We start from the raw sequence: 18,461 nt of genomic DNA on the forward strand, positions 1-18,461 counted from the left end.
ATACCCCAAATTGTGGGTGAAACGTGGTGAAAAGCCGCGCTTCACGGAAGATGTCTTGATTATTTCACGGCTTTGCTTCATATGCCGCGGCGCCATGATGGCGTTTTGCTGCAGATGCTCAGTGACGGTTGTCTTCGTTTCGAAGAGGCCGGCCCGCCTGCAAGTTCGGAGTTGTCTTGTCGATCGAAGGATTGGGAACTGCGATGCGGTTGAGCACAACGCGCATGCCGGCCTTTAAGGTTGGATGCAGCCGGAGAGACGACCGGTGATCACCGCTTACTGTTCCAATTGCAGGTCGGTCGAGATCCGCGATCTGTCGCATGCCGCGTCCTTTCCCGAGGATGTTGTCTGGATCGACATGATCGAGCCGACCCGCGATGAGGAACTCTATGTCGAGAAGATTCTCGGCATCGAGGTCCCGACCCGCGACGACCTCAAGGATATCGAGCCTTCCGCCCGTCTCTATGTCGAAAACGACGCCGTCTTCATGACCGCCTCGCTGCTCTGGAAGGCTGACACCGACGTACCGACGCTGACCGATGTCGCTTTCATCCTGGCTGGAAATCGCCTGGTCACCATTCGCTACGCCCATCCCAAATCCTTTGCGCTGTTCATCGCCGCCCTCCACCGGCTGCCGGAAAATTGGCGCAGCGGCGCTGCCCTTCTTGCCAAGCTCTTGGAGACGATCGTCGACCGCACCGCCGAGATTCTCGAAATCTCCGTCTCGCGCATCGACATCCTGTCGACGCATGTCTTCGGCGACCGGGCAAGGAAAGTGCGTAAGCCCTCGAACTACCTCGAGGAGAAGTTGCGCGATATTGCCGGCCATCACCGGATGATCAGCAAGGTGCGTGACAGTCTCGGTTCGCTTGCCCGCCTGCTGACATTCTTTCACACGATCCCGGCGATCCAGCAGGATCGCGAGGCGAAGGAGCTCTGCCGCACCGTTTCCCGCGATATCCAGTCGCTATCGGAGCATGCTTCCTTCGTCGCCGCCAACATCACCTTCCTGCTCGACGCTTCGCTCGGGCTGATCAACATCGAGCAGAACTCGATCATCAAGATTTTCTCGATCGCCTCGGTGGTGTTCTTGCCGCCGACATTGGTCGCCTCCATCTATGGTATGAACTTTCAGGTCATGCCGGAGCTGACCTGGGCCGCGGGTTATCCCTATTCGCTGGCCCTGATGGCGTTATCCGCCGTCATCCCTTTTTTCTTTTTCCGCTGGAAAGGCTGGCTCTGAGGAGCCTGTTGAAACTTCATGTCCGAAGAGAGCCATCCGAACGAACGCCATATGACGCCGAAAAAGCTGTTCTATCTCGGGCTGGGTTCCGTCGGCGTCGTCTACGGCGATATCGGCACCAGCCCGCTCTATGCCTTTCGCGAGGCGCTGAAGCCCGTGGCCCATGACGGCGTCACCCGTTTTGAAGTCATCAGCCTGATCTCGCTGATGATCTGGGCGCTGACGATCATCGTCACCATCAAATATGTGCTCTTCCTGCTGCGCGCCGACAACGACGGCGAGGGCGGTACGTTGTCGCTGCTCGCCCTGCTGATGAAGACCGCCAACGGCCACACCGCCATCCTGATGCTGCTCGGCCTGATGGGCGCTGCTCTCTTCCTCGGCGACGCGATGATCACGCCGGCACTGTCCGTGCTGTCGGCCGTCGAAGGTCTGAAGCTCGTCACACCCAGGCTCTCTGAATATATCGTGCCGATCTCGGTCGTGATCCTGGCGCTGCTCTTCGTCGTGCAATCGCGCGGCACCGGCGCCGTCGCGAAGTTCTTCGGCCCGATAACCGCCGTCTGGTTCCTCGTCATGGCCGCCGCCGGCATTTCCCATATTTCGGACGATTACGGCATCCTTGCCGCCTTCAATCCCTATTATGCCGTCGCCTTCCTGCTGCATGAGGGCTTCTACGGCATTGTCGTGCTTGGCGCCGTCTTCCTGACGGTGACGGGTGCGGAGGCGCTCTATGCCGATCTCGGCCATTTCGGCCGCCGCCCGATCCAGTGGGCCTGGTTCCTGCTGGTCTTCCCGGCGCTGACGCTGAACTATCTCGGGCAGGGGGCACTGGTTCTCGGCAATCCGATGACGATGTCCGATCCCTTCTATCTGATGTTTCCGAAATGGGCGCTGCTGCCGGTCGTCATCCTGGCGACCGCCGCGACGATCATCGCCAGCCAGGCGGTCATCACAGGCGCCTTCTCGATGGTGCGCCAGGGCATCAACCTCGGCTTCCTGCCGCGCATGGAAATCCTCTTCACCTCGGAAACCAATACCGGACAGATCTTCGTGCCTTCGGTCAATGCCGTGCTGTTCATCGGCGTTATCTTCCTGGTCCTGAGTTTCAAGACGTCGGACGCGCTGGCGACCGCCTATGGCATCTCCGTCACCGGCGCCATGGTCGTCACCTCGATCATGGCCTTCGAATTCGTCCGCGCCCGCTGGAACTGGTCGCTTCCGGTTGCGGTGATCGCGCTTGCGCCGTTGGTCGTGCTCGAATTGATCTTCCTCGGCGCCAACCTTTTGAAGATTCACGACGGCGGCTATATCCCGATCATGATCGCCACGGCCTTTACCGTCGTCATGTGGACCTGGCGTCGCGGCTCGGCAATCCTGATGGAAAAGACCCGCCACACCGATATTCCGCTCGCCTCCTTCGTCAGCTCGATCGAGCGCAAGAGCGAACATTCGCCGGCCCAGGTTCCGGGCACGGCGATCTTCCTGACCAGCGATCCGGAATCCGCCCCCGCCGCCTTGCTGCACAATCTCAAGCACAACCATGTGCTTCACGACCGCAACGTCATCCTGACCATCCGCACGATCAACAAACCGCGCGTGCCAAGCCACGACCGCTACAGGATCGAGCAGATTTCCGAGCGTTTCTCCCGCGTCGAACTGCTCTTCGGCTTCATGGAATCGCAGAACGTCTCGCAGGCCTTGGCGACACTGCGCAAGACAGGACTGAAGTTCGACATCATGTCGACCTCCTTCTATCTCGGCCGCCGCAAACTGGTGCCGGACGCCAAGTCTGGCATGCCCTATTGGCAGGACCGGCTCTACATCGCGCTCGCCAACGCCGCCGCCAACCCCTCGGACTACTTCCGTCTGCCGGCAAACCGCGTGGTCGAACTGGGCTCGCACGTTATCATTTGATGGGCGGAGACCCCTCTGTTCCTCTTCTCCCCGCTGGGGAGAAGAGGGAGCAAGCTCGGACGAACGTACGAAATTATCCATCACATTAGAACATCCAAAAGTTCTCATGGGCACATTTCGGCACAGCCTGTTAACCGGACATCAAGGTTAATGCGGGATTTTTATCGGAATGTTCCCGCGTTCCATGCCCGGAGTCCGTGTTGCGTCGAAAGAGCCCTTCCCGTAGCAAGCTGCGTCTCATTCCCGAGAATTGGGTGTCGCCCGTAATCTTCGGTCTCGCCGGCTGGCTGATTTTCCCGAGCGTCGCATCTCATGCCGATCTCGCCGCGATGCTCGCCGGCCTCGATCAGGAGGGCGGGAACTGGCGTATGGTGATGACCAATTCTCCGGCCGGCTCCATCCACCAGGCCGAACTCGCCTTTGCCGAGCCGATGGTGACGGGTTCGATCGCAGCCGGCGCCGGCATGGTGCTGCCCGACGGCCGCAAGGTCGCCTTTACCGCCAAAGACAAAGGCCACGAAGACACGCCGGACGAGGATCGCGTCAATCGCCGCACCAAGAAGGGCCGCGTCGTCTCTGTCGAGAAGATGCAGCCGCCGAAGGATTTTTCTGCCGGCTCGATCCTCGATCGCACCAAGATGCTCTTCACCCCGAGCTTCGATCTCAAGGATCGGTCGGCCTTCGTCAAGCCGAAGATCCAGGGCAAGGAAATCGAGATCGCCACATCTTTCTATAAGACGCAGCCTGTTGTGACCGATAATGGCGTGCCGGCGATGCTCGCAAGCCTCGTCACCAGCAACAAGGCCGATGTGCTGGCCACCGCCTACGCACCGGCCGCACCCGACTATGCCCGCCAATCGCCATTCGATTCGATTCTGGCCGAACAGGATAGCGGCCGCTTCGTTCCGGAGATCGGCCCGCGCGATCACGCCTGGGCCGCAAGCGTGCTGGCACCCAGCGTCTTTTCCGCACGGGAACAGCAGTGCCTTGCCTCCGGCATCTATTTCGAAGCGCGCGGAGAATCGGTGAAGGGTCAGGCGGCCGTCGCCCAGGTCATTCTCAACCGCGTCCGCAACCCTTCCTATCCGAAGACCATCTGCGGCGTCGTCTATCAGAACGAGGATTGGCGCAACCGCTGCCAGTTTTCCTTCGCCTGCGACAGCATCAAGGACAGGGTGAACTCGGAATATCACTGGCGAGTCGCCCGCGACGTGGCGATGGCGGTGACATCAGGCAAGATCTGGCTGCCGCAGGTGGGGTCGGCGACGCATTACCATGCCGTCTATGTCAGACCGAAATGGGCAAAGACGATGGAAAAGGTCGGCCGCATCGGTCTTCATGTGTTCTATCGCACCTATGGCGGCGGCTGGAGCTGAGATAAATCGCCGGGGCAAGCCGATTTCCGGCCCGGAAAAGCGGATTCTTTCCGTCGAATTTCCGCGATCGACCCGGAGTCGATTTATCTCTTTGATTTGATGGAATTATTTTCTCGCTGGACAGAAGCTGTCTACGCCTTGACTATGCTAATCCCTAAAACTATGTTGCGCGCGACTTCAGAACGGGCCGGAAGGGTCTCAACCTTCGCGTCCGGGGTCCGAATGACCGGGGTAGCGGGAGTGCGGGCGACGGGCAGGCGAGGAGAGATCCATGGCGGACGACCGCGAGGAAAGTCTAGAAAAGCGCCGTGCGCAATTGGGAGCGAAACTCGCGACCAAGGGCGTCGAGACGGGAGAAGACGAGGCTAGGGAAGCCCGCGCCGAGGTAAGCCGCAAAGGTTATGCCCAGGCGATGAAGCTTTCCAGCGAGTTCATTTCCGCAATCGTCGTCGGTGCTCTCCTTGGCTATCTCCTCGACCGTTTTGTTGGCACGGCGCCTTGGGGTTTGATTGTTCTTCTGCTTCTCGGATTTTGTGCCGGCGTTCTGAACGTGCTGCGTTCTGCGGGGGTGGTGGCCCATCCCCTGGACGACAAGGACGACAAGAAATAAGGACCGGTTCCGGTCCAGTGCAATGACCCCGCGTCCTGCGGGCCAAAGAGAGAGAACAAGCGGTGTCTAACGATCCGACTCATCAGTTCCTGATCCAGAAGATTGTCCCGATCGAAATCGGCGGAATTGATTTTTCGTTCACCAATGCATCGCTTTTCATGGCCGTTTCGGCTGCCGCTGCCGCAGGCTTCCTCTATTTCGCGACCTCGAACCGCGCCATCGTGCCGGGCCGTTCGCAGTCGGTTGCGGAAATGTCCTATGAATTCATCGCCAACATGCTGAAGGAAGGCGCGGGCAAGCAGGGAATGAAGTTCTTCCCGCTGGTCTTTTCGCTCTTCATGTTCGTCTTGACGGCGAACCTGCTTGGCATGTTCCCGTATTTCTTCACGGTGACGAGCCAGATCATCGTCACCTTCGCCCTTGCCCTGCTCGTCATTGGCACGGTTCTCGTCTACGGTTTCTATAAGCACGGCTTCCACTTCCTGAATGTCTTCGTGCCCTCGGGCGTGCCCGGCCTTCTGCTGCCGCTGGTCATTGCGATTGAAATCATCTCCTTCCTGTCGCGTCCGATTTCGCTCTCGGTTCGTCTCTTCGCCAACATGCTCGCCGGCCACATCACGCTCAAAGTGTTCGCAGGCTTCGTCGCCTCGCTTGGAACCATGGGTGCTCTCGGTATCGGCGGCGCCGTTCTTCCCCTCATCATGACCGTCGCCCTGACCGGTCTCGAGTTCCTCGTCGCCTTCCTTCAGGCTTACGTCTTTGCGGTGCTGACTTGCATGTACCTCAACGACGCAATCCATCCGGGCGGGCACTAAGGATAACGACATCGACGTCAAAGGGCGTCAGTCATTCGCCGCAACAACCATTTCAAAGGAGTTCAACATGGAAGCGGAAGCAGCAAAGTACATCGGTGCAGGCCTGGCTTGCTTTGGTATGGCCGGTACGGCTCTCGGCCTCGGCAATATTTTCGGCAGCTACCTCTCCGGCGCACTGCGCAATCCGTCTGCCGCTGACAGCCAGTTCGGCCGTCTGGTATTCGGCTTCGCCGTTACGGAAGCTCTGGGCATCTTCTCGCTGCTCGTCGCTCTCCTCCTCCTCTTCGCCGTCTGATATCGGCGAATAGATGGATCACGGCCTGCGATCGCAAGCCGTGATCCTTTGCATTTGCAGTCCACCTGGAGGTGAGCATGTTTTTTGTGACCCCGGCTTACGCTGAGGAAGCACCGGCGGCAGCGACGGGTACGGATGCGCACGCCGCTCCGGCCGCAGGCGAGGTCCATACCGAGACTGGTGTTGCCGAAGGCGAACACGCCCGCGGCCCTTTCCCGCCTTTCGATTCGACGACCTTCGCGTCCCAGCTGCTCTGGCTGGTGATCACGTTCGGCGTCTTCTATTTGCTCATGCAAAAGGTCATCGCGCCGCGCATCGGGGCCATCCTCGATCAGCGTCACACGCGCATTTCCCAGGATCTGGAAGAAGCAGGCCGCCTGAAGGGCGAAGCCGACGCCGCCGTCCAGACCTATGAAGGTGAACTGGCCGCTGCCCGCGCCAAATCCAACGCGATCGGCTCTGCCGCACGCGACGCCGCCAAGGCCAAGGCCGAAGAGGAACGCCGCGCTGTCGAGGCGAGCCTGTCGGAAAAGATCAAGGCTGCCGAGCTGCGTATCGGCGAGATCAAGGCCAAGGCCTTCGCCGACGTCGGCACCATTGCCGAGGAAACGGCGGCTGCCGTGGTCGATCAGCTGATCGGCGGCACCGTCGCCAAGGCCGATGTCGCCGCCGCCGTCGCGGCTGCCAAGAAGGAGGCTTGATCGATGGAATTTGCCTTTGACGCGACTTTCTTCGCCTTTGTCGGCCTCGTCCTCTTCCTGGCGCTGGTCGTTTACCTGAAGGTTCCGGGCATGTTGGCACGGTCGCTCGACGACCGCGCCGACCAGATCCGCAACGAATTGGCCGAAGCCAAGCGCCTGCGTGAGGAGGCTCAGCACCTGCTCGCTGAATACCAGCGCAAGCGCAAGGAAGCGGAAGCCGAAGCGGCCCACATCGTTGCCGCCGCTGAGCGCGAAGCCGAAATGCTGACCACTGAGGCTAAGAAGAAGACGGAAGAATTCGTCGCCAACCGCACGGCGCTGTCCGAGCAGAAGATCAAGCAGGCCGAGGTCGAGGCGATGAAGGCGGTGCGTTCCGCCGCTGTCGATCTCGCGATCGCGGCCGCTGAAACCGTGCTTGCCAAGCGGGCCGACGCCAAGATCCAGTCTGAGCTCTTCGGCAATGCTGTCGGCCAGGTCAAGACGCGGCTGAACTGAGCAGCTTCGAAAAAGATTGAGAGGGAAGGCCGGGCATGTCCCGGCCTTTTCTTTGTTGGCAAGGCTTGGTCTTTACTCGGCCTCGTGCCGAGGACAATGTGGTGCCGTTGATCCGGCATTGCCACCTTCGCCTGGGTCGAACCACGTGTCTCGTGCCGTCCTCCGAACCGTCGTAAACAGGGCGAAGGGACATGCCGCGACGTCTCGATTCCCTCTTCTCCCCAGCGGGGAGAAGGTGCCCGTAGGGCGGATGAGGGGGCCGGCGAAGCCGGTCTTTCCCCAGCAACGCCCATACGAGCTTCGACCGCGCTCTCGACTAGGTTCAGGTAGCTGTGGCGCGGCGGATAGGATAATGGGGCGGATGTGCCGTGCGGCCCCCTCATCCGCCTGCCGGCACCTTCTCCCCGAGGGGAGAAGAGGACATGCCGCGACCTCTCCGTTCCTCGCGCGCCCCTTTCACAGGGCATGTCCGGGCCTTTTCGTTTGCCCGTCTTTTCCTTGGGTGACCCTACTCGGAAAGCAGCTCGTCCGTCTCGGGACCATCCTCGGTCTTGCGCAACGGCCTGAAGCTCATCCGGTGGAGCGAACAAGGGCCGTGCCTCTCGATGCCGGCACGGTGTTGCGCCGTGCCGTAACCCACATGCGCTGCAAAACCGTAATCCGGAAATACATGATGGGCCCGCGCCATCATCCGGTCACGCGTCACCTTGGCGACGATCGAGGCGGCGGCGATCGAGACCGAGCGGGCATCGCCCTTGACCACGGCCTGTCCGGGGCAGTCGAGGCCGGGCGGCACGTCGAGCCCGTCGGTCAGCACGTAGCTGGCCGGAACGGAGAGGCTGCAGATGGCCCGGCGCATGGCGTCGAGGCTTGCCTTGCGGATATCCGTCTCGTCGATGCGCGTCGAACTGGAGGAGGCGATGGAGACGGTCGCAGTCGCCAGAATCTGCACGAACAGTTCCTCGCGCCGTTGCGCCGAAAGCTGCTTGGAATCGTTCAGACCCTCAGGGATGCGCTTCGGATCGAGGATGACGGCGGCAGCGACGACAGGCCCGGCCAGCGGCCCGCGGCCTGCCTCATCGGCGCCGGCGACCGGCCAATGGCCGGCCTTGCGGGCTTTGAGCTCGAGTTTGAAATCCGGCACGAGCGGAGCCGTGTCGAAAAGCAGGGGAGAATCGGGTGGCGTGCGAGGTTTCATGCGGCTGAACCTCGCACGCCAACCCGATTTCCCGCAAGTCCCCGGATCAGGGCGGCGGCCGGGGACTGGCCCGACGGATGGTGGCGGTCAAGGCCATCCGCGGGAATTGCGCTCGGGGCTCGAAAACAGGGCGGTTTTGTCGAGACGCCGATGCGCAAGCTTGAAGCAATTCCAGGAAAAGTGTGCAGCGGTTTTCCGTCCGGAATTGCGTAAAAGGCTAGAGGTAATTCCAGGGAAAGTGCGAAGCAGTTTCCATCCGGAGTCCTAAAAACAAAGGTTAGAGCAGCGACAGCTGCACGCCGCTGCCATCCGGCGGTACGAACAGATCGTCGCGCAGCGGCACGCTGCGGCGCGTCAGGCCGAAACGTCTGGAGGCCATTTCAAAGCGCCTTGCGATCTGCCAGGCATAGGGGCCGGCGCCCTTCATGCGCTTGCCGAATTCGGCATCGTAATCCTTGCCGCCGCGCATCGAGCGCACCAGCGACATCACGTGCCGGTAACGATCGGGGTAATGCTGCAGCAGCCAGTCGCGAAACAGCGGGCTGACCTCGAGCGGCAGCCTGAGGATGACATAGCTCGCCTCCGCGGCGCCGGCAGCCTTGGCCGATTCGAGGATGCGCTCCAGCTCGTGGTCGTTCAGCGCCGGGATGAGCGGGGCGGCCATGACAGCCGTCTGGATGCCTGCTTCGGCAAGGGTGTGGATCGTCTCCAGCCGCCGCGGCGGTGTGGCGGCACGCGGCTCCATCGTCCGGGCAAGCTTGCGATCCAGCGTGGTCACCGAGACGCCGACGCGCACCAGGTTCTTGCCTGCCATCTCCTGCAGGATGTCGAGATCACGCAGGATCATCGCCGACTTGGTGACGATCGATACCGGATGGTTCGCCTTGTTCAACACCTCGAGAATGCCGCGCATGATGCGCCATTCCTTCTCGATCGGCTGATAGGGATCGGTATTGGTGCCGATCGCGATCACCCGCACCTTGTAGCCGGGCTTGGCGAGCTCCCGCTCCAGGAGTTTTGCCGCATCGGGCTTGGCAAAGAGCTTGGTCTCGAAATCGAGCCCCGCAGAAAGCCCCATATAGGCGTGTGTCGGTCGGGCGAAACAATAGATGCAGCCATGCTCGCAGCCGCGATAGGGATTGATCGAGCGGTCGAAGGAAAGGTCCGGCGATTCGTTACGGGTGATGGCCGTGCGCGGCTTCTCGACCTGCACTTCCGTCTTGAAGGGCGGCAGCTCTTCCCATGTCTGCCAGCCACCGTCGATGGTCTCGCGCTGCTGCGCTTCGAACCGACCTGTCGGGTTCAGTCCCGCCCCACGTCCGCGCCGCCGATCGACCTCGACTCTCAGACCGGAGGAAACGATCATCGCATCGGCAATATCTGCCGTATTGGCAGGCGCGAATGCGGCCTGCCCTGCCAGGGACTGCTCTCTCATCGGATTCTCCCGCGGCGAAAGCCATCGCCTCCGCCCGTTTTGCTGATTAAATTCCTATCTGCAAAATAAGAACAATGCAAGAACAAAATGAGGAAAACGGTGCTGGCAAAAATTTGTGCGGCGCATTATAAATGGTCAATGTTGACGGTTGTTCTCGAATGTCAGGATCAGGAATCTGAGCTGGCACAGACTTTATCGGTATTGGTGGCAGGCGCGGTGGAGGGGCTTGTGAGCGACGTGGTCGTGCTCGATCACGGCTCGCGCGACGGCACCTCGCGGGTCGCCGACGCCGCCGGTTGCCGCTTCCATTCGCAATGGGATATCAAGGACATCGTCCGTTCGGCGCGCGGCGAATGGCTGCTCTTCGTCGAGCCGGGCGCCAGACCGCAGGCCGGCTGGATCGATGAGATCGCCGAATATGTCGCGCTGAACAAACTGCCGGCGCGCTTCACCGCATCGCGCGGCTATAGGCGCCCGTTCTTCCAGCGTGTCGGCCGAGCCGTGCCGCCGCTGGAACTCGGCTTTCTCCTGCCGAAGAAGCAGGCGCTCGCCATCGCCAAAAGCGGCATGCGACTTACCGAATTCGTCAAGGGCCAGAAGCCGCGCAAGCTCGCGAGCGAACTGATTCCGTCATGGGTTGCCCGCGCTGCACGCTAAGCAATTCCGCTCTTCGTCATCCTGCCTTCGCGCCAATGGCAGCCCCTCACCCTAACCCTCTCCCCGTAAAAAACGGGGAGAGGGGACGTGCCAAACGCAGCGTCGAGATTGAGGGAAGCCGGTGCGGCATGTCCCTTCGCCCCGTTTACGGGGAGAAGGTGGCGGCAGCCGGATGAGGGGCGGGTCGCCGAACCTCGGAGGAGTATCATGCTCCTCCCGTCGTCGCGCAAAAGATGGCGCCCAATAGGATTTCGCGCTATAATTCAAATATGGCGCCGTCGAAGCGCCTCGCTTCGCAACGGAATGGCCATGGAATGCCGGTGAACGGCAGAACAGGTCAGCGAAAATCTCCTCTTCTGCCGGGCTCCCGGCGAAAGGAGGTGCGTCATGGTACGCAGTATGATCTACGGCCTCATAGCCGTCATATTGCCGACATTGGTGATCGCGCATCCGCATTCGGCAGCATCGCAGATGATGCGCAGTTGCGCAGGCCGACCCGAAATCGTCAATTTCCTCGACAAGAACTTCGCCGAAAAGCTCACGGCAGTCGGACTGATCAACCAGAACGCCATTCTCGAGGTCTATGCCGCCGAAAGCGGCACCTGGACACTCATCGTCACGGATGTTCACGGCATAAGCTGCGTCCTGCTGTCGGGTGACAGCTGGGACACGATGCCGGTCCTGCCGGGTCTTGCGACATAGGGAATACGGCTGTTGCAGGCAGTCTACTTCGTCGCGCCGCGTTTCAGGTGTTCGTCCAGACGCGGCATGATCTCGACGAAATTGCACGGCGCGCTGCGGTAGTCGAGCTGTCCTTTCAGAATGCCGTCCCAGGCATCCCGGCAGGCGCCGGGCGAACCCGGCAGCACGAAGATGAAGGTCGCGTTGGCAACGCCTGCCGTGGCGCGCGACTGGATCGTCGCCGTGCCGATCTTCTCGTAGGAGATCCGGTGGAAGATGGCGGAAAAACCGTCCATCCGCTTTTCGAACAAAGGTTCCAGCGCCTCTGGCGTCACATCGCGGCCGGTAAAGCCGGTGCCGCCGGTGGTGATGACGACGTCTATGTCTTGGTTCTCAGTCCAGGCCTTCACCCGCGCGGCAATCTTTTCGCGATCATCGGGCACGATCCCCCGGTCGACCAGCCTATGCCCCGCCTCCGTAATCCGCGCCGCCAGCGTGTCGCCTGACTTGTCCGTCTCCGGCGTGCGTGTATCCGAGATCGTCAGAACCGCAATGCCGATCGCGATGAAGGGCCGCTTTTCGTCCAGACCTGCCATCATGCGCCTCCCGAAACCGTTTTCGCCGCCTGGAAATACCAGCCAGGGCGCTCGTCGTGAAGAGCTGCCGCTGCATGTTCGGCAGCAGTCATGCTCTCAAAGATGCCGAAACAGGTGGCGCCGGAACCGGACATGCGGGTCAACAGGGCGCCGTGAGCTTGCAGCATCGCCGAGATCTCCGAAATTTCGGGCACGAGTTCGCGCGCCGGCGGCTCCAGGTCGTTGCGGGCAGCAGCAATCGCGGCCAGCCAGTCGGCAGTCTGAGACGGTGCCAGGCTCAGGGCCGGATTGTTCTTTGTCGCCAGCCGGCGGAAAACTTCTGGCGTCGAGACGCCCTTTAGCGGATTGGCAAGCACCATGGCAAAGGCCGGCAGCTCCGGCACGGGTTCGATCTTTTCGCCGATGCCGCGGGCAATCAGCGGCCGGCTCTCAAGGCACATCGGCACGTCGGCGCCGAGCTTCAGCGCCAGCGTGGCAAGCGTCTCCGCCGATAATGTCGTGCCCCAGAGCCGCATCAGCCCGCGCAGCGTCGCGGCTGCATCGGCCGAGCCGCCGCCGATGCCGGAGGCGATCGGCAGGTTCTTTTCGAGATGGATACGGACGGGAAAGGCGAGGGGACCGATTGCCTCGCGCAGGAGGTCGCGGGCCTTCAGCACCAGGTTGGTGCCGCCGTCGCCGGCAAGCACCTCGCCGAAACGGCCCGACAGGGTGAATGCGTCGGCCGGCGACCGCATGAAGTCCAGCCGGTCGCCGTGATCTGCGAAGGTCACCAGCATATCGAGCAGATGATAGCCATCCGGCCGCTGGCCCGTCACATGCAGGGCCAGGTTGATTTTCGCGCGAGCTTCCTCGGAAACGCTGGAGCATGATGCCGAAAAGTGTGAGCGGTTTTCGGACGACATCATGCTCTATTTCTTTGATCGCACGCCGGCCGGGGCCTCGTCAGGCATGGTCCGTCAGGATTTCTTGTCGACCGGCGGCGGGGTGACGGGCGCCGGATCCGGCTGCTTCTTGTCGGCCGCCTTGGCATCGTCACTGACGGGAGGCAGGCCGTTGGCGACCTTGTCCTTGATCTTCGGGATCTCGGCAGCTTCGGGCTCGGAGGCGAGCGCCCGGTTCCACTGGTAGACGGCCTCGAGCTTGCGCCCGACGCGCCAGTAGGCATCGCCGAGATGGTCGTTGATCGTCGCGTCGCCGGCCTTGATCTGTGCGGCCCGCTCCAGCTCGTCGACGGCATCGTCGAAGCGGTTGAGGCGGAAATAGGCCCAGCCGAGCGAATCGATGATGTAGCCGTCGTCAGGGCGAAGCTCCACGGCCTTCTTGATCATGCCGAGACCTTCGTCGAGGTTCCGGTTCATGTCGATCCAGGAATAGCCGAGATAATTCAGCACCTGCGGCTGGTCGGGATTGAGCTCCAGCGCCTTGCGGAAGTTCGGTTCCGCCTGGTCCCACTTCTTCAGCCGCTCATAGGCAATGCCGCGCTGGAAGAAGACGCTCCAGTTGGCGCGGCCGGGAATGGGGCCGATCGTTTCGACGGCCTTGTCGTAATTCGTGGCCATCGCCTGGTAGTCCTTGGCGTCGGAGAGCACGCTGCCATAGGCGAGGTAACTGCGGATGTCTTTCGGGTCGGAGGCGATCAGCGCCTGCAGATGCTTGCGCGCCTCGTCCACCTTGCCGCCCTGGGCAAGGGCAAGGCCGAGCTGCAGCTCGGAGATGCGCCGCATCGGCGAATTCTCCGGCACCTTCTTGTAGAGCGCGATGGCGCGGTCCATCTGGTTCTGCTTCTCGGCAATGCCGCCGAGCAGCACCAGCGTATCGGCGCTGTTCGGATCGAGCGCATTGGCCGTCTGCAGGTAAAGCGAGACGATGTCCTCGGCGCCGTCGCGGTTCAGCGCGCCGCCGACCGAGAAGAGCACGCCGGCAGCGCCTTCTTCGGCCGTCTTGACCTGCTGTTCCTGCTTCTCGTTCTTTTCGATACTGTCGCGCAGCGCGTTCAGCGGCGCATAGTTCGGCAGCAGGTTGTCGCCGACGGAAACGGCGTCGAGCGCCTTCTGCTTATTGCCTTGTGTTGCTTCGAGGCGGGCAAGCGCCATCACGGCGCGCATGAAGGTGTCGGGCGCCGTAGCACCCCCTTCCTTGTCGAGCACGGCATCGTTCAGATGCTTGCGGGCGGATTTCACGTCGCCGATGGCAATGGCGATCGCCCCGGCATTGTAATTCTGGAAGATGCGGAACCAGTCCGGCCCCTTCATCTTCTCGACCATCGTCAGTGCTTCCTTGCCGCGGCCGGCGCCGACGCGGGCCCAGGCAAGCAGCAGGTCGTTCATCATCCGGTCGAGATCGTTTGGCCCCTTATATTTCAGGATGGCCTCGGCGGACTTGTAGTCGTCACGGCGCACGGCATCCATGCCGCGCACGATCGTGGTGATGCGCTCGACGGAAGGATCGCCCTTCAGGTCATTGGCATATTTGACGCCGTCCTTGATATCGCCATTGAGCAGCAGCGAGATCATCAGCCGCTGGCGAATCTCGGGATTGCCGGGCTCGATCTGCAGCGCCTTCTTGTAGAGTTCGATCGCCGTTTCGTAGTCATGATCGACATCGGCGGTGCGCGCAGCGAGAAAGGCGCCGGAGAAAGTGGTGACGCTGTCTGCATCGAAGTGAACGGCTGTGCCGGCATCGTCTGTCTTGGCCGCATCCTCGGCGTTCGCGCCGCCGACACCGCTGAGCGATAGGACAGCGGCCAGCGCTGCGCTCGTAAGAAGACGGATGGCAATTCTCTGCCGCATTAGGAAACCTTTCTTCGACAGCGTCCCGACAAATGGTGCCGGCCGCAAAACCAGTTGCGATCACTGATTCATAACAGGATGGCTTTTTTGAAGCGGCGCTGCAAGAAAATCAGCCTGCGATCAAGGACGTTTGATCAATTGACGCGCTCGATGCAGAAGTCGATCACTTCCATCAGGGCGGATTTCCAGACCGTATCGGGAAGGGGCGCAAGCGCATCGCGCGCGATCGTGCCGTAGTGGATCGCGCGGCCGATCGTGTCGCTCAGCGTGCCATATTTGGTGATCAGTCCCAGCGCTTTTTCGAGGTTGGCGTCGGTGCTGTTGCCGACCTCGATCGCATCACGCCAGAAGGCGCGCTCATCCTCGGTGCCGCGGCGATAGGCGAGAATGACCGGCAGGGTGATCTTGCCCTCGCGGAAATCGTCGCCGACATTCTTGCCGAGATCGGCGGCCTTGCCGCCATAGTCGAGCGCATCGTCGACCAGCTGGAAGGCGAGCCCGAGATTCATGCCGTAGGATTTCAGCGCATTGCGGCCGGACCGGCCGGCCTCGGCGACGATCGGCCCGACTTCGGAGGCGGCAGCAAAGAGAGCCGCCGTCTTGGCGCGGATGACGGAGAGATAATCGTCCTCCGTCGTCTCCATGTTCTTGGCGACGGAAAGCTGCAGCACCTCGCCTTCGGCGATCACGCAGGCGGCGGAAGACAAGACGTCCAGCGCATCGAGCGAGCCGACATCGACCATCATGCGGAAGGCCTGGCCGAGCAGGAAGTCGCCAACCAGCACGCTTGCCTGGTTGCCCCAGATCATCCGCGCTGTCGATTTGCCGCGGCGCAGATCGCTTTCGTCGACGACGTCGTCATGCAGCAGCGTTGCCGTGTGCATGAACTCGACCGATGTGGCGAGCTTGACGTGGTTTTCGCCCCTGTAGTCGAACAGCGACGCGGAAGCCAGCGTCAGCATCGGCCGCAACCGCTTGCCGCCGGACGAGATCAGATGGTTCGCCACTTCCGGGATCATCTGCACATCGGAGCCGGCCTTAGACAGAATGAGCTGGTTTACTCGCTCCATGTCCGCCCTGGTGAGATCGACCAGCGGCTTTATGGATGCCAGTTTGTTTTTGCTTTCTTCAAGCGGTATGACCACGCCCAACGACCCGGACTCCTATTCATTCATTGCACCTGACAATAGAAAGGGGCGATGGACGCGGCAAGGGGTGAATTGTCGCGCTGGGCGAAATTGGAAGGAAAACGACGGCAAATGCATGAGCTTATCCGCGCCAACGACCCCGTTCTTCTCTCTTATGCCGAGAGTTTGATGAAGGATGCCGGAATTCACTGCTTCATCGCCGATCAGGGCATGAGCGTGCTGGAAGGCTCGCTCGGCATGCTGTCGCGCCGCCTGCTGGTGGATGAGGAAATGGCCGATCAGGCGCGCCGCATCCTCACCGATGCCGGTCTCGGCGGCGAGCTGCGCGAGCGGAAGTGAGCTCCGATGACCGCCACTGATACTGTCGATGCCTTTCATCGCGGCGGCTTCCATGTAGTGCAGCCGAAGGGCAGGGGCCATCGCTCCGGCATGGATGCGATGCTGCTTGCGGCTCTGGTCGCCGACGATCGCCCGGTCAGGGTTGCCGATCTCGGTGCCGGCGCCGGCGCTGCCGGCCTCGCCGTCGCCTCGCGCCTTGCCGATGCAGAAGTCGTGCTTTTCGAACGCTCGGCCGAGATGGCCGATTATGCCCGCCGCAGCATCCTTTTGCCCGACAATGCCCATGTCGCCGGCCGCGTCAGCGTCGTCGAGGCCGATGTGACGCTGATCGCCAAGGCGCGCAACGATGCGGGGCTCACCGATGAGAGCTTCCACCACGTCATCATGAACCCGCCCTTCAACGATGCCGGCGACCGGCGCACGCCGGATGCGCTGAAGGCCGAGGCCCATGCGATGACCGACGGCCTGTTCGAAAGCTGGATCCGCACGGCGGGCGCCATCATGATCCCAGGCGGGCAATTGTCGCTGATCGCCAGGCCGCAATCGATCGCCGAGATCATCACGGCCTGCGGCCGGCGCTTCGGCGGCATCGAGATCACCGCCATCCATCCGCGTCCGGGTGAAAACGCCGTGCGGATCCTGGTGACAGCGATCAAGGGATCGCGGGCGCGGCTGTCGCTGCGTGCGGCGCTCATCATGCACGAAGAGGGGAGCCACAAGTTCTCCCCTCTCGTCGATGATTTCAACAATGGCCGGGCGGCCTATGCCAGGCTTTAGGCTGGCTTCACACTTTTCCTGAAAATGCTTCAGCCGGTGACGAAGTCGAGGAGCAGCTTGATGTTCAGTCCGGCGATGACGATCGCGATCAGATAGGCGAGGCCGCTCAGCCAGCGCGGTGCCACGAGTTCGCCCATCTTGGCCTTGTTGGCGGTAAACATGACAAGCGGGAAGACGGCGAAGGAAAGCTGCAGGCTGAGCACCACCTGGGTCAGGATCAACAGCTCCGCCGTGCCCTGGTCGCCATACCAGATGGTGACGATCGCCGCCGGCACGATGGCGATGGCGCGGGTAATCAGGCGGCGCACCCACGGCTTCAGCCGGATCTTCAGGAAGCCTTCCATGACGATCTGGCCGGCAAGCGTCGCCGTCACCGTCGAGTTGAGACCGCAGCAGAGAAGCGCGATGCCGAACAGCGTCGGCGCGATGGCGAGGCCGAGCAGCGGCGACAGCAGCGAATAGGCATCGCCGAGTTCGACGACGTCGGTCTTGCCGTGCGCATTGAAGGCGGCGGCTGCCAGGATCAGGATAGCGGCGTTGATCAGCAGCGCGAAACAGAGCGCAACCGTCGAGTCGATCGTCGCAAAGGTCAGCGCCTCCCGCTTTTCGGGAACGGTATGGCCATAGGCCCGCGTCTGCACGATGCCGGAGTGGAGGTAGAGATTGTGCGGCATGACGGTCGCGCCGAGAATGCCGAGCGCCAGGTAGAGCATCTCGGGATTGGTGACGATCTCGGTCGTCGGGAAGAAGCCGGTGAGAACAGCGCCCCATTGCGGGTCGGCCAGCAGGATCTGCACGCCGAAGCAGACCGCGATGACGCCGAGCAGCGCGATGATGAAGGCCTCCACCCAGCGGAAGCCGAGCTTCTGCAGGAAGAGGATCACGAAGACGTCGAGCGCGGTGATCAGCACGCCGAGTTCGAGCGGGATGCCCATCAGCAGGTTGAGGCCGATCGCCGTGCCAATCACCTCGGCGATATCGGTGGCGATGATGGCAATTTCTGCAAAGGCCCAGAGCGGCAAGGAGACGTATTTCGGAAAGGCGTCGCGGCAGGCCTGTGCGAGGTCGCGGCCGGAGGCGATCGCCAGGCGCGCGCAGAGCGATTGCAGCACGATCGCCATCAGGTTGGAAAGCAGCGCGACGGTGAGCAGCGCATAGCCGAATTTCGAGCCGCCGGCGAGCGAGGTCGCCCAGTTGCCGGGGTCCATGTACCCGACGGCGACCATGTAGCCCGGCCCGGCGAAGGCTGCCGCCCTTCGCCACATCGAGCTGTGACGCCCGGTTCCGACGGTGCGGTAGACATCCGACAGCGACGCTTCTCCGCGTTCGTGCCGCCAGCCGCTCTTTGTATTCGGATTGAGCACGTCCATGCGATTTCCACCTGTTTTA

The 18,461-nt window shown here is 61.8% G+C and carries 19 protein-coding genes; 12 read left to right on the forward strand and 7 right to left on the reverse strand.

From position 1 onward, the window contains the following. Positions 1-265 precede the first annotated feature (265 nt). The 8 genes from HX898_RS12240 (at position 266) to HX898_RS12275 (ending at position 7,452) form a co-directional block, all read left to right on the forward strand. Positions 266-1,243 carry a magnesium transporter CorA family protein gene (locus tag HX898_RS12240; RefSeq protein ID WP_138390668.1) on the forward strand — a complete coding sequence of 326 codons (978 nt, stop codon included), beginning with the start codon at positions 266-268 and terminating at the stop codon, positions 1,241-1,243. Positions 1,244-1,261: 18 nt separating this feature from the next. Beyond that, positions 1,262-3,160 (forward strand): potassium transporter Kup, encoded by a 1,899-nt coding sequence (locus tag HX898_RS12245; RefSeq protein WP_138328883.1) that lies wholly within the window; start codon positions 1,262-1,264, stop codon positions 3,158-3,160. Between the two features lie 200 nt (positions 3,161-3,360). Next, entirely contained in the window at positions 3,361-4,536 is a 1,176-nt protein-coding gene (locus tag HX898_RS12250; RefSeq protein WP_180194755.1) for a cell wall hydrolase, read from the forward strand. A 271-nt stretch (positions 4,537-4,807) separates the two neighbouring features. Beyond that, positions 4,808-5,146 (forward strand): F0F1 ATP synthase assembly protein, encoded by a 339-nt coding sequence (locus tag HX898_RS12255; RefSeq protein WP_012756239.1) that lies wholly within the window; start codon positions 4,808-4,810, stop codon positions 5,144-5,146. 62 nt (positions 5,147-5,208) lie between these two features. After that, positions 5,209-5,961 carry a F0F1 ATP synthase subunit A gene (locus tag HX898_RS12260; RefSeq protein ID WP_064651444.1) on the forward strand — a complete coding sequence of 251 codons (753 nt, stop codon included), beginning with the start codon at positions 5,209-5,211 and terminating at the stop codon, positions 5,959-5,961. Positions 5,962-6,028: 67 nt separating this feature from the next. Continuing rightward, positions 6,029-6,256 carry a F0F1 ATP synthase subunit C gene (locus HX898_RS12265; RefSeq protein WP_003545854.1) on the forward strand — a complete coding sequence of 76 codons (228 nt, stop codon included), beginning with the start codon at positions 6,029-6,031 and terminating at the stop codon, positions 6,254-6,256. Positions 6,257-6,333: 77 nt separating this feature from the next. After that, complete coding sequence (locus tag HX898_RS12270) at positions 6,334-6,957, forward strand: F0F1 ATP synthase subunit B (RefSeq protein ID WP_065282341.1); 624 nt, start codon at positions 6,334-6,336, stop codon at positions 6,955-6,957. A 3-nt stretch (positions 6,958-6,960) separates the two neighbouring features. Next, positions 6,961-7,452: a F0F1 ATP synthase subunit B gene (locus tag HX898_RS12275; protein WP_171599097.1), complete on the forward strand. Its 492-nt coding sequence runs from the start codon at positions 6,961-6,963 to the stop codon at positions 7,450-7,452. A gap of 508 nt (positions 7,453-7,960) precedes the next feature. Here the strand turns inward: HX898_RS12275 and HX898_RS12280 are convergent. Beyond that, positions 7,961-8,650 (reverse strand): ribonuclease HII, encoded by a 690-nt coding sequence (locus HX898_RS12280; RefSeq protein WP_138328880.1) that lies wholly within the window; start codon positions 8,648-8,650, stop codon positions 7,961-7,963. Between the two features lie 277 nt (positions 8,651-8,927). Then, a complete protein-coding gene (locus HX898_RS12285; protein ID WP_180194756.1) occupies positions 8,928-10,085 on the reverse strand; it encodes a PA0069 family radical SAM protein in 1,158 nt (385 codons plus the stop codon). A gap of 138 nt (positions 10,086-10,223) precedes the next feature. On the opposite strand from HX898_RS12285, the gene HX898_RS12290 reads away from it, so the two are divergent. Together HX898_RS12290 and HX898_RS12295 are read left to right on the forward strand one after the other, a co-directional pair. Further along, positions 10,224-10,742, forward strand: coding sequence for a glycosyltransferase family A protein (locus tag HX898_RS12290; protein WP_018245012.1), 519 nt, complete (start codon positions 10,224-10,226; stop codon positions 10,740-10,742). Between the two features lie 387 nt (positions 10,743-11,129). Next, positions 11,130-11,444 carry a hypothetical protein gene (locus HX898_RS12295; RefSeq protein ID WP_138328878.1) on the forward strand — a complete coding sequence of 105 codons (315 nt, stop codon included), beginning with the start codon at positions 11,130-11,132 and terminating at the stop codon, positions 11,442-11,444. Between the two features lie 23 nt (positions 11,445-11,467). Here the strand turns inward: HX898_RS12295 and moaB are convergent, their stop codons facing one another. The 4 genes from moaB to HX898_RS12315 all read right to left on the reverse strand — a co-directional run bounded on the left by moaB (position 11,468) and on the right by HX898_RS12315 (position 15,959). Next, positions 11,468-12,019 (reverse strand): molybdenum cofactor biosynthesis protein B, encoded by a 552-nt coding sequence (gene moaB, locus HX898_RS12300; protein WP_171599100.1) that lies wholly within the window; start codon positions 12,017-12,019, stop codon positions 11,468-11,470. Beyond that, positions 12,019-12,924: a 4-(cytidine 5'-diphospho)-2-C-methyl-D-erythritol kinase gene (locus HX898_RS12305; protein ID WP_180194757.1), complete on the reverse strand. Its 906-nt coding sequence runs from the start codon at positions 12,922-12,924 to the stop codon at positions 12,019-12,021. The genes moaB and HX898_RS12305 overlap by 1 nt, the downstream gene beginning before the upstream one ends. Positions 12,925-12,975: 51 nt before the next feature. Beyond that, the gene (locus HX898_RS12310; protein ID WP_180194758.1) at positions 12,976-14,808 is read right to left on the reverse strand and encodes a tetratricopeptide repeat protein; all 1,833 of its coding nucleotides are present in this window, start codon (positions 14,806-14,808) and stop codon (positions 12,976-12,978) included. Positions 14,809-14,942: 134 nt separating this feature from the next. Next, complete coding sequence (locus tag HX898_RS12315; protein WP_180194759.1) at positions 14,943-15,959, reverse strand: polyprenyl synthetase family protein; 1,017 nt, start codon at positions 15,957-15,959, stop codon at positions 14,943-14,945. A 108-nt stretch (positions 15,960-16,067) separates the two neighbouring features. On the opposite strand from HX898_RS12315, the gene HX898_RS12320 reads away from it, so the two are divergent. Together HX898_RS12320 and HX898_RS12325 are read left to right on the forward strand one after the other, a co-directional pair. Further along, complete coding sequence (locus tag HX898_RS12320; protein WP_003545870.1) at positions 16,068-16,295, forward strand: DUF2007 domain-containing protein; 228 nt, start codon at positions 16,068-16,070, stop codon at positions 16,293-16,295. A 6-nt stretch (positions 16,296-16,301) separates the two neighbouring features. Beyond that, positions 16,302-17,072 carry a methyltransferase gene (locus HX898_RS12325; RefSeq protein ID WP_138390660.1) on the forward strand — a complete coding sequence of 257 codons (771 nt, stop codon included), beginning with the start codon at positions 16,302-16,304 and terminating at the stop codon, positions 17,070-17,072. A 29-nt stretch (positions 17,073-17,101) separates the two neighbouring features. On the opposite strand, the gene HX898_RS12330 is transcribed toward HX898_RS12325, so the two are convergent. After that, positions 17,102-18,442, reverse strand: a complete 1,341-nt coding sequence (locus tag HX898_RS12330) for an Nramp family divalent metal transporter (RefSeq protein ID WP_138328873.1) — start codon at positions 18,440-18,442, stop codon at positions 17,102-17,104. Between the last annotated feature and the right edge of the window lie 19 nt (positions 18,443-18,461).

Origin of the sequence: Rhizobium sp. WYCCWR 11128, from assembly GCF_013416305.1 — a bacterium.
GTDB classification, from domain to species: Bacteria; Pseudomonadota; Alphaproteobacteria; order Rhizobiales; family Rhizobiaceae; genus Rhizobium; species Rhizobium indicum.

What these genes read in the sequence shown, in the direction of transcription:
- HX898_RS12245 (WP_138328883.1), top strand. Translation starts at nt 1,262, where the DNA reads ATGTCCGAAGAGAGCCATCCGAACGAACGCCATATGACGCCGAAAAAG.
- HX898_RS12255 (WP_012756239.1), top strand. Translation starts at nt 4,808, where the DNA reads ATGGCGGACGACCGCGAGGAAAGTCTAGAAAAGCGCCGTGCGCAATTG.
- HX898_RS12265 (WP_003545854.1), top strand. Translation starts at nt 6,029, where the DNA reads ATGGAAGCGGAAGCAGCAAAGTACATCGGTGCAGGCCTGGCTTGCTTT.
- HX898_RS12270 (WP_065282341.1), top strand. Translation starts at nt 6,334, where the DNA reads ATGTTTTTTGTGACCCCGGCTTACGCTGAGGAAGCACCGGCGGCAGCG.
- HX898_RS12275 (WP_171599097.1), top strand. Translation starts at nt 6,961, where the DNA reads ATGGAATTTGCCTTTGACGCGACTTTCTTCGCCTTTGTCGGCCTCGTC.
- HX898_RS12280 (WP_138328880.1), bottom strand. Translation starts at nt 8,650, where the DNA reads ATGAAACCTCGCACGCCACCCGATTCTCCCCTGCTTTTCGACACGGCT.
- HX898_RS12285 (WP_180194756.1), bottom strand. Translation starts at nt 10,085, where the DNA reads ATGAGAGAGCAGTCCCTGGCAGGGCAGGCCGCATTCGCGCCTGCCAAT.
- HX898_RS12290 (WP_018245012.1), top strand. Translation starts at nt 10,224, where the DNA reads ATGTTGACGGTTGTTCTCGAATGTCAGGATCAGGAATCTGAGCTGGCA.
- HX898_RS12295 (WP_138328878.1), top strand. Translation starts at nt 11,130, where the DNA reads ATGGTACGCAGTATGATCTACGGCCTCATAGCCGTCATATTGCCGACA.
- moaB (WP_171599100.1), bottom strand. Translation starts at nt 12,019, where the DNA reads ATGGCAGGTCTGGACGAAAAGCGGCCCTTCATCGCGATCGGCATTGCG.
- HX898_RS12305 (WP_180194757.1), bottom strand. Translation starts at nt 12,924, where the DNA reads ATGATGTCGTCCGAAAACCGCTCACACTTTTCGGCATCATGCTCCAGC.
- HX898_RS12310 (WP_180194758.1), bottom strand. Translation starts at nt 14,808, where the DNA reads ATGCGGCAGAGAATTGCCATCCGTCTTCTTACGAGCGCAGCGCTGGCC.
- HX898_RS12320 (WP_003545870.1), top strand. Translation starts at nt 16,068, where the DNA reads ATGCATGAGCTTATCCGCGCCAACGACCCCGTTCTTCTCTCTTATGCC.
- HX898_RS12325 (WP_138390660.1), top strand. Translation starts at nt 16,302, where the DNA reads ATGACCGCCACTGATACTGTCGATGCCTTTCATCGCGGCGGCTTCCAT.
- HX898_RS12330 (WP_138328873.1), bottom strand. Translation starts at nt 18,442, where the DNA reads ATGGACGTGCTCAATCCGAATACAAAGAGCGGCTGGCGGCACGAACGC.